Origin of the sequence: Thalassospira sp. UBA1131 (assembly GCF_002311515.1) — a bacterium.
Lineage (GTDB): Bacteria > Pseudomonadota > Alphaproteobacteria > Rhodospirillales > Thalassospiraceae > Thalassospira.
The window spans coordinates 1-10147 of record NZ_DCAO01000044.1 but is presented as its reverse complement, the minus strand read 5'-3'; the positions used below and the strand labels follow the sequence as shown (position 1 = coordinate 10147).

The 10147-nt window shown below is 57.7% G+C and carries 6 protein-coding genes and 2 pseudogenes; 2 read left to right on the top strand and 6 right to left on the bottom strand.

Translation table 11 applies throughout. The features are described from left to right. Positions 1–236 (top strand): annotated as a pseudogene (locus B3Z49_RS06775) (methyl-accepting chemotaxis protein); the annotation flags it as partial. A gap of 93 nt (positions 237–329) precedes the next feature. On the opposite strand, the gene trxA reads toward B3Z49_RS06775, so the two are convergent. The 6 genes from trxA to tsaE form a co-directional block, all read right to left on the bottom strand. Next, positions 330–650, bottom strand: a complete 321-nt coding sequence (gene trxA / locus B3Z49_RS06770; protein ID WP_296989228.1) for a thioredoxin TrxA — start codon at positions 648–650, stop codon at positions 330–332. A gap of 162 nt (positions 651–812) precedes the next feature. Then, entirely contained in the window at positions 813–4277 is a 3465-nt protein-coding gene (addA, locus tag B3Z49_RS06765; RefSeq protein WP_296989226.1) for a double-strand break repair helicase AddA, read from the bottom strand. After that, positions 4274–7426, bottom strand: coding sequence for a double-strand break repair protein AddB (gene addB / locus B3Z49_RS06760; RefSeq protein ID WP_296989223.1), 3153 nt, complete (start codon positions 7424–7426; stop codon positions 4274–4276). Before addB ends, addA begins: the two co-directional genes overlap by 4 nt. Continuing rightward, positions 7426–8187 carry a nucleotidyltransferase family protein gene (locus B3Z49_RS06755; protein WP_296989221.1) on the bottom strand — a complete coding sequence of 254 codons (762 nt, stop codon included), beginning with the start codon at positions 8185–8187 and terminating at the stop codon, positions 7426–7428. The genes addB and B3Z49_RS06755 overlap by 1 nt, the downstream gene beginning before the upstream one ends. Then, on the bottom strand, positions 8184–9308 hold the full coding sequence (locus tag B3Z49_RS06750) for an aminoglycoside phosphotransferase family protein (protein WP_296989219.1): 1125 nt from the start codon (positions 9306–9308) through the stop codon (positions 8184–8186). The genes B3Z49_RS06755 and B3Z49_RS06750 overlap by 4 nt, the downstream gene beginning before the upstream one ends. Further along, entirely contained in the window at positions 9305–9781 is a 477-nt protein-coding gene (gene tsaE, locus B3Z49_RS06745; protein ID WP_296989216.1) for a tRNA (adenosine(37)-N6)-threonylcarbamoyltransferase complex ATPase subunit type 1 TsaE, read from the bottom strand. Before tsaE ends, B3Z49_RS06750 begins: the two co-directional genes overlap by 4 nt. Before the next feature lie 241 nt (positions 9782–10022). Between tsaE and B3Z49_RS06740 the strand changes: the two are divergent. Then, positions 10023–10147, top strand: a pseudogene (locus B3Z49_RS06740) (ferredoxin--NADP(+) reductase); the annotation flags it as partial.

Here is a 10147-nt window from a genome sequence, read left to right as displayed (position 1 = left end):
TTGCAGCTGCGGTCAGCGAACAGGATGCGGCAACCGGTGAAATTGCGCGCAACGTCGCCGAAGCTGCGTCGGGCACAAAAGAAGTCGCCCACAACGTTGTCGGACTTCGCGAGTCTGCCGAAGAAGAACGTCAGGCATCTAACGAAGTCCTGCGCGCATCTGACAGCATGACCGACAAGTCGCAGGTTCTGCTGAGCCAAATTCAGGAATTCCTCAAGGATATCCGTGCTGCGTAACCTGCTGCCCATTGCGGCAATAAGACACCAAATGAAAAGAGGCAGGCTGATTTGCAGCCTGCCTCTTTTTCGTATTCTGTGATCCGATGAAGATCAGATCGACTGGTTGATCCAGTCGACAAGAGCGCTTTTCGGAAGTGCGCCGACTTTCATCGCAGCGACTTCGCCACTCTTGAAGATCATCAGGGTCGGGATGCCACGAACACCGTATTTCGCCGGGGTGTTCGGGTTTTCATCGATATTCACCTTGGCGATCTTGAGCTTGCCGCCCAGTTCACCAGCGATTTCATCGAGATATGGGGCAATCTGTTTGCACGGACCGCACCACTCAGCCCAGAAATCGACCAAAACCGGGTCGTTGGAACCCAGAACGTCGGTATCGAACGAACCGTCGGAAACTTTAATCGTGGTCATACTTTCAGATCCTAGTTGTTACGAGGCAAGGCGGGCGAACCCGCAAACCTCGATCCGCTTTATGAGGCCAAGGTAGGCAGCACTGACGCAAACGTCAAGCGCATTGGGCGATCCGCGCGAAAGCGATCTTCGTCAAAGCAGGCGTTCTGCAGAGTCGGTTCCCTAACCAAATGTCAGAATGTGATCGGGCAACTCTACCATCCACGGCCCGTTGGTCCAGAGAATGAAACACCTGACCTTTTTGCCCGGATACATTTGCGCCAAGGCCGCGCGATAGATCGACATCTGGCGACGATAGGCACGCGGCGTGTCTTCGACATCGCGGGGCGGCGGACGATTTGTTTTATAATCGACAATCATCACTTCATCATCGCGCACGACAAGCCGGTCAATCTGGGCCGAAACCACATCCCCGCCAACGATACCAACCAACGGCACCTCCGCACGTGATCCCTGCGCAAATACCGGGGCAAAGGCCGGATTATCGAAAATACCCAGCGTTTCATTGGCGATTTCGACCTGCAGATCGGGATCAAGCGCATGGACGGGCTGGGCAAGGAAACGTTCGGCTGCCTTCCGGCGGGCCTGCTCCGGCAGATCTGGCAGAAGTTCCAAAAGCTTATGGATCAGAAGACCACGCTTGAAGCTTTGCCCCTGATCGCCACCCAGCGGCGATTGAACAGCCGGTTCGTCTTCGAACGGCCGACTGGGAGCCAGTGGCTTTGGCGGGAAGGATTCTTCTGGCGCAACTGCCCGAATTAATTGGCGTTTTGCAGATTGTTTTGAATCCGAAATATCATCTGAACGGTCCGGTTTGGGCGCTTGACTTTGATCGGTTTCCCAAACCCAGCCTTCCCCTTCCCATCCCGATCCGGAATAGGTCGAAAGATCAATCTGGGCCGGTTTGGCGTAGCCTTCCATCGCTTGGCTACACAGATTGTACCAGCAATGCTCAGGCGCCTTGCGCCGCCCCTGCCAACCACAGATGTAAAGCCGGTCTTCGGCGCGTGTCAGGGCGACATAGAGCAGCCGGTTATATTCCTGATCGCGTTTGAGCGCGATGTCATCGCGCAGGCGCGCAACAAGATCGGTTTCAAGCGCCACACGCGGCAGCCAGAACATCAGATTGCGGTCTTCCTGCCAGAACAGGTTCGGGGCCTGTGTCGGCACCTGCATGGTATCGGGCAGGAACACAATGGGGGCCTGAAGCCCCTTGGCACCATGCACGGTCATGATGCGGACTTCATCACGCCCGCTTTGTTCAAGGTCACGCTTGATCTCTGCATCGCCCGCCATCAGCCAGTGCAGGAAGCCCTGAAGCGTTGGCGCATGATCAGCTTCATAACCCATGGCGAGGTTCAGGAATTCGTCAATCGGATCGTTCGCCTCGATCCCCAGACGACCCACCAGACGGGCACGGACACCACGTGCTTCTTCACCCCGCCCGCCAAGTAATTCGGCATAAAGTTCAAACGGGCGTTCGTAATCAACCCGGCCCAGCCACTTGAACAAAAAGGCATAGGCGCGTGCAAACGGTGATCCGTCTTCGACCAAAGCCGCCTTTTCACGCAGCGCATGCCACAGGGTTCTCGGCCGGTTATGGGCAATTTCAAACAACTGATCGTCATCAAGCCCGATCAGTGGGCTTTTAAGCACCTCGGCCAGTGTCAGGTCATCTTCGGGCATCAACAGGAACCGCCCGAATGCCACCAGATCCATCACGGCGAGCTGATCGGTGATTTGCATGCGGTCAACACCGGCGACCGGAACGTTGCGTTCCTTAAGTGCCTTGACGACCTCATCGACAAAGGCGGTACGACGGCGCACAAGGATCATGAAGTCACCTGCCCGCACCGGACGGCCACGCGATGTCAGGATTTCCTTTTCATCAATCGCATGGCGGATGCGCCCGGCAATGACGCGGGCAAGGCGGATTTCCGGATCTTCAAGGCGGACAATGCGGGTCGGCGGCGTCCATGGGTCTTCTGGTGCGCGTTCTTCGGGCTCGACGGCCGGCCAAAGTTCAATCCGCCCGGCCTGCCCGACACGGAACGGGCTGTGCTGCACGTCTGCCCCGTCATCACCCACACCCTGCCGTGCCACCGGACCGGCAAAGACACGATCCACGGTGCCCAGCACCGCATCGGTGGACCGGAACGAGATGTTCATCGGTACTTCGCGCCAGTCGGCAGCAATTTCACGCGCCCTTTCGCGGAAATAACGGCGCATTTCGGCGAACTTTTCCGGATCAGCGCGCTGGAAGCTATAGATCGATTGTTTTGCATCCCCGACGGCAAAGATGGTGCGCGGCTTATCGGCATGGCGCCCGGCATCGATAAAGAATTCCTCGGCCAGAATACGCACCACTTCCCACTGTTCGGGGTTGGTATCCTGCGCCTCGTCAATCAGGACGTGATCAAGGCCTTCGTCCAGTTTGAACAATACCCAGCCGGCAATTCCGGCCTGACGTTGCAGCAACTGCAAGCTGGTCAGGATCAAGTCATCGTAATCAAGACGGGCATGCAGGGCCTTTTTGGTGGCGTAGCGATCAAGCATCGCATTGCCGATGGTGATCAGCGCCGATGTCGCACCGGCCATTGCGGCGGCCTTGCGTTGGCGATCGACCTCGACCAGACGCGCACATTCCTGTTCAAGCGCATCGGCCCCCATCGGGTGATTTTCAGCCGCCCCCTTGGTGATCAGTTTGGCGCGCGGTTCACCCGCCGTGGTGAAAAAGACACTGCGATATTCGTTAAACACCGCAAGGCGGTCTTCGACATTCGTCTTTTCAAGAAACTGCGCCAATGCCGGCACGCGGGCGATATCGGTTTTGGTTCCGGCTTCAAGTGCTGCCAACCCGCGCAGCAAGCCATCGCGGTCAAAGGCATCATCGGAAAGGGCCTTGGTCAGGATGGTTTCATCATCAAGTCCGACCGGCACACCAAGCGCCTTATACACCGCATCACGCATGCGATTGGCCCCGCCAAGATTGGCCAGCATGCGTTTCAGCCGACCACGTTCGCGGGCAAGCTCGCTCATGACCTCGCCAAAGGCACCTTCACGGACTTGACCGGTGACGACAGAAAGGGCATGGGCCAGATCATCATCACGGCCTGTTCGGGCGAATGCCAGTACCTCTTCCTGCACATCGGCCATGGTTTCGGCGGCTGTGCGATCATCCATGATTTCAAAATGCGGCGCCAGACCGGCTTCCAGTGGAAACCGTCTCAAAAGCGACTGACAGAACGCATGGATGGTCTGGATTTTCATTCCGCCCGGCGCATCCAGCACACGGGCAAAAAGCTGACGCGCGCGGATGGTTTCATCGGCACTGGGTGCTGCACCGGCAAGATTTGCAAGATCGGCCTGAAGGTCGCGATCCTCCATCGTCGCCCACAGACCCAATCGTTCATTCACACGGTTGGCCATTTCGGCCGCCGCGGCCTTGGTGAAGGTCAGACACAGAATACGATGTGGCTCAGTGCCCGAAAGCATCAGACGCAAGACGCGATCAGACAGCACCTTGGTCTTGCCCGCCCCGGCTGAGGCCGACACCCAGACGGATGCCGTCGGATCAGACGCATTGCGTTGCAGGACGTTGGGATCAGTTCCGCGCATTTCGGTCATGACGCATCACCCTCCCCACCATTATCAACATCATCAAGCACTTCGATATCTTCGCTGCCCATCCATTCGCGCAGACGTGCGAGATGGACATAATCGGAATATTTCGGCGCGTGATCGGGATGCGGAACACTGAGATAGGGCGTTGCAGGATCGGCAAAGGCCGCCGCCAACCCATTCACACCATCCACCGCCGCATGCGCAAGCTCTGCTGGCGTGGTTTTCATCCGGTCTGTGTTGATTTCAACGATCTCCCCTGCCGGATCGCCGCCCGAGAGTTTCCAGAACGCCATGCTGGCCGGGGGACCGGCGGGCACATCGCCAAAGCCACCCTTTTCGGCAATGGCGGCTTCAAGCGGCAATTGTGGGGCAAACCCGTTGGCAACATCGCCCTGACTGGGTGGTGCACCGGTTTTATAATCAATGATCGCAATCCCGCCATCGCGCAGCTGATCAATGCGGTCAGCACGGGCATAGACCTGAAAACCGCTGCTGGTATCAAGGGTTCCGGCCTGCTCGGTATAGGATTTACGCACGGCATCGCGCCGGGCGGCTTCGGTCTGGATGAACCATTTTGCGATGCGCTCGAACCGTGGCCACCAGAAGGCCCAAAGACCGGGGCGTGCCGCAAGCGGCTTGAACACTTCGCGACCAATGATCAGCAATTCATGTTCGCCATCCGGTGGCAAATGTTCGGGATAACGAGCGATGAACTGATCAAGGGCGTCGTGGATCAGGTTGCCGTAATCGGCTGCACCGGGATCTTCGTCGATACCATCAAGCTTGCGCAGGCCAAGGATATGACGGGCATAGATAGCGTAAGGATCACGCATCCATGTTTCGATCTGGGTCACCGAAAGTCGATCCGGCCTCGCCGATGCAGGCGGTTTGGGGGCAGGTCGTCCGATCTTGATCCGCATGCTCGAGGCCGGTTCATCAATAAGATCAGCCAGTGCACGCCACTCGGCCGCATCGGGCTTTTCCATCGAAACGCGGGATTTGCGCAGAATGTTTTCAATCCGTAACAGCCAGCGTGACGGCACGGTTGGCGTGCCTTCGATACGCAGCGCACGGGTCATCACTACATTGGGCGAACAAAACAGTTGCTGGAAATCATGCGCCGATTGACCGACCCGGTGTTCGGGGGCAGGCAAGCCAAACTTGCTTCGCATCGGGCGGCTCATCCATGGATCGGCCCCAGCCTCGGGCGGCCAGACGCCTTCGTTGAGCCCGCCCAGAATGGTCAGGTCGGCCTGCTGCATCTGGGCTTCAACCGTGCCCCAGATAAACAGGCGCGGATGTTTGCCATAACGCGGACGCACCGCGCGATCCGCCATCAGGGCATCAAGAAACGCGCTATACCGATTGCCCGGCATCGGCGCGAAATCCGTCAGCGCATTCAGCAATTCATGGACGAAATCCGCCAATGCCTCGCCCGCTTCGCCGCGCCACAGGCGATCCGCACCGGTTTGCGTATCACTGGCTGCCAGCGCCTCAGCCGCCGTAACATGACTGCGCAGCAGATGAACTGGCGCGTGCGTTTTATCGCCAGTCAGATCATCAATCGGATCAAGGCAGGTTTTAATGCGTTCCACCAGATCACTAAGGCGCGCATGATCATCGCGGATGCGTTCAATCCGGCCAATGGCGCTGTCTGCCCCGGAAGCGATAAGGCGGGCGACCGTATCCTCGCACCAGCCATCAAGGGCGGTTTGCAACCCATCCAGCCCCGGACCCGGACGGGCACCGCGCAGAACTTCCTTTTCAAGCAATCGGGTCAGAACCCGGAAGTTTTCGGGTGAAAGTCCCGCCGCCGACATTGGATGTTTGAGAAGTTCCAGCAACGGAACGGGCGCGAATTCTTCCTGCACGGCACGCACCACAAGGCGCAGATAGATTGCCGGCGCTGTGTCATGAAGCGGGATACCGGCCGAATCATCAATTTCGACCTCCCACCGGCGTAGTTCCGTCGCCACACGCCGCGCAAGGCCACGATCCGGGGTGACCAGCGCGCAGGTCTTTTCAGGATGCTCCAGGGCTTCGCGCATCATAAGGGCAATGGTGGTTGCCTCTTCACGCGCACCAGAACAATCGACGCGCAAAACGCCATCCATCACATCCGGGCTAAATCCAGCGATGTGACGCCAGTGATGGGTGGTTTTGGCCGGTCGCAATGCCTCGCGGGCCAGACGGCGGCGCTCGATCGTGGCATCACTTTCCGCGTCAAGGGCGGGCCAAGGCAGAACACTGTCAGCATGACGGCCGATATGGCCCAATGTCTTGCCCAGAAGATGTTGCGGATGGGCGGCATCATCGGCAATCGCCGCCCAGTCTTCCTGACTGAGCCCCGCCATCAGACCGGGCAGGACCACCCGGCCCTGCGGCATTCTAAGCACCGCAGCCATCAAATCTCGCAAGGCGGGGAACGGGCCGGTTGAGCCGACAATCAGCACCGGCGTTTCGGGCGGGTTTTCTGCCCATAGATCAATCTGTGCCGCAATCAGGGCATTGCGCCGCATGGCCCGGTCACTGACATCCTGCGATGCCAGAATACCCGGCCAGTGAATGGTCAGGATTTGCAGGAATTCAAGGGTGAGCTGCCAGTGTTCGGCGAATTCTTCGGGGACCAGGCCCTTAAGATCGTCAAAGGCGCAGTTTTCGGTTTGCACCTGATCCAGAAAGCGTGCGAGTTCGCCGGCAAGGCGGGCGGCCTGATCGGCGGTTGGTTTTTCACCGCGATGATCGGGACGCCCCATGATCAGCTGGGTGAGCAGCAATTTACGCTGCAGATCGGGGATGGCGGGCGGCAGATCAAGGGCAGCTTGTTCACCACCCGCACCATAAATCGCCAATTCATCCTCGTCGGCCTCGCCCAGCGGACGAATGGTCGGAAGCAGGGTCACCGCGCCTTGGGACTGCCGCAAAAAGGCATCACGCATCACCTTGGCGGATCGGCGATTGGGCACCATCAGGACATAGTCGGGCAAGGTATCTGGCTGATCGGCGGTTTCCGCCATCAGTTGTTTGGCGATCAGATCGGCAAAGGCAACGCCGGGCGGAATGAAAAACAGGTTTGAGGGCGGCGTTGCCTCCCCCGCGAAGGAAGCTTCGTCATAGTCGGGCGCGTCCATGTAATCAAACAGGTCGGCCATCAAACTCCCCCGGATGCGGCTTTCTTGGCGCGCTCAACCTCAAGCGCCTTTGCGATGACTGGTTCGGACTCCTTGAGCGCCTCTGGCGTGCCGATGTGGAAATATCCGCCATCATGGACCAGACCATAACACCGTCCAGCGGCAAGCGCCTTGTCATAAACAACATTCAGCGACCAAGCCCCATCGGGCGTGTCTTCAAACAGATGCGGTGCCAATATTTGCACCCCGGTAAAAAAATAGGGGGCCTCGGACGCATCACCGCGCCGTTTCAAGCGCCCATCCACCTGCCAGAAGAAATCCCCTGCCCCGTCATAGCCATAGCCATCTGCCACCGGATAGAGGGCCAGAAGCGCATCCATGTGATCGGGGTCAAAGGCATTGATCAGGCGATCAAACAGCGGGTCCCGGCCCTCGGTCCAGAAAACATCGGCATTGGCAATCAGGATTGCGTCTTCGGCGAGTTTCGAAAGCGCATTTTTCACCCCGCCGCCGGTTTCAAGCAGGTCTTCCTCGGGAGAGGTCACAATGGCGGGTGCAGTTCTGTTGGCGACATGATCAATGATCTGTTGCCCAAGATAGTGCGAGTTGACCACCGCCTGCGTGACACCGGCGTTTGCCAGTTTATCAAGCACATGATCAAGCATCGGTTTGCCAGCGACCGATATCAACGGCTTTGGCATGGTATCGGTGATCGGGCGCATGCGTTTGCCAAGGCCAGCCGCCAGAACCATGGCCTGTGCCTTTGTTTCTGGTGCGCTCATGATTGTTCCTCTTCGCCTGACAGGTTCTGGGTTTTGGCGAGTGCCGGGGCTCTGCGCGCATCGGACGGAATATGGACATCCACCCAATCCTGAAGGGCTGGCAGTTTTTCTGCTGCCCCGCGCAGGATCATCTCCCAACAACGTGGGATGTAGTCGAAATAGCGCGTCTTTCCGGCCTTGATCGCAAGCCAGCCAAACCGGCCCAGGATACGGAAATTGCGCACCATAGAGGTCGCGATATAGGCCGTTTCGAAATCAGAACGATCAATATCAGGGAAAGCAGCAAGATAGAATTCCTTCATCCGCGCTTCAAGGTCCGGGCCGATATCATGGCGCACATCGCGCAGAAGCGACGTCAGATCATAGGGCCTTGGTGCGATTGCCGCGTCCTGAAAATCAATGATGCCGCAATCATCACCGCCCTCGCCATTTTCAACCAACATCAGGTTATCGACATGATAATCGCGGTGAATGATCACCTCACCGACCTGCCAACACAGTGGCAGCACGGTTTCAAGAAGCTGATCAAAGGCGGTGCTTGCCGCATCACGCTTGGCTGCGTCCGGGATGATGAGTGGCAGATAATCCGCCTTGAAGCTTGCAAGCATCCGGCGCAGGTTTTCCGGGCCATAGCGCACCAGACCGCAATCATTCATCCCGCCCCCGTCGCAGAACCGATGCAGGGTGATCAGCTGTTCGATGGCACGCAGATAAAGCGCATCCTGCGTTGTGCCATCCAGCATCGCACTGCCCGTGAGCGCCTCGGTAAAAGTGATGTCACCAAAATCCTCGATCAGGACCAAGCCGCGCTTTTCATCGGCCTGATAGATTTCGGGCACCCGCCAACCGGCCTGTTGGAACAGGTTTGTGGTTTGCAGAACTGGTGAAACGGATGCCGGGCGTTCGGGATTGTCATGAATGCCGTGCGGATCGACATGAATGGCCGTCGGCGGAAAATCCATCAGAAGGGCGGTGTCATGGCGCCGTTCAAGGCGGAAATATTTCCGCGCCGAGGCATCATCAACCAATGGCATGACCTGCGCGGTCTGCCAGCCACAGGTGACGAGAAAATCCTGGCGTTCGGCGTTACGGCGTTCCTGATCGGGGCTTGCGCGGTTCATGACGGGCTTACCACCAGATCATTGATCCGTGCATCCCAGTCTTCGCCATGCGGCTCAAGCTTGAACACACGGCCATCCGGGGTCGATCCGGGATCGATATGAATATCAAGACGGTTTTCCGGGGTCAGATATTCCAACCGATCTGGCCATTCGATCAGGCTGATGGCATCGGAAAAGGCATCCTCGATATCAAGCTCGTGGACTTCTTCGGGATCAGACAAGCGATACAGGTCAAAATGCCAGATCGGCACGCGATCAAGCTCATAGATCTGAACCAGCGTGAAGGTCGGACTGGGGACTTCTTCGTTCGGATTATCGGCAACCGCCCGAATGAAGGCACGGCAAAACGCACTTTTGCCCATGCCGAGTGTCCCATGCATCAAAATCACGTCCCCTGCCTTGGCAACAGCGGCAAGTTTGGCGGCAAGGGCTTCGGTCCCGTTCTGATCGCTGACAGTGACTGTCTTGCTCATGATGTCCGTCTTTTGAATGGCTCTTGCCTTCTGTTTTAGGGGGTTGATGCGGCACTTCGCAATGATTTTGCGAAGCCGATTGAGACGTGTGGTTCAAATCACGGCGCAAACCCGGAAAAAGGCCGGTTTACATTGCGATATCGTGTTCCAGATGCTATCTCGCTGCATAAGAAATCCCGCACACCGCCGGGCTTGGGGGCAGCCCCCTACCCAAATTTGATTTTATTTGGATGGAATAAATATGTCAGACGCATCGCATAGCACAGATATTGCCATTATTGGCGCAGGTCCGGTCGGGCTTTTTGCGGTTTTCGAAGCCGGTATGCTGGGGCTTAAATCCCATGTGATTGACGCGCTTGATATGGT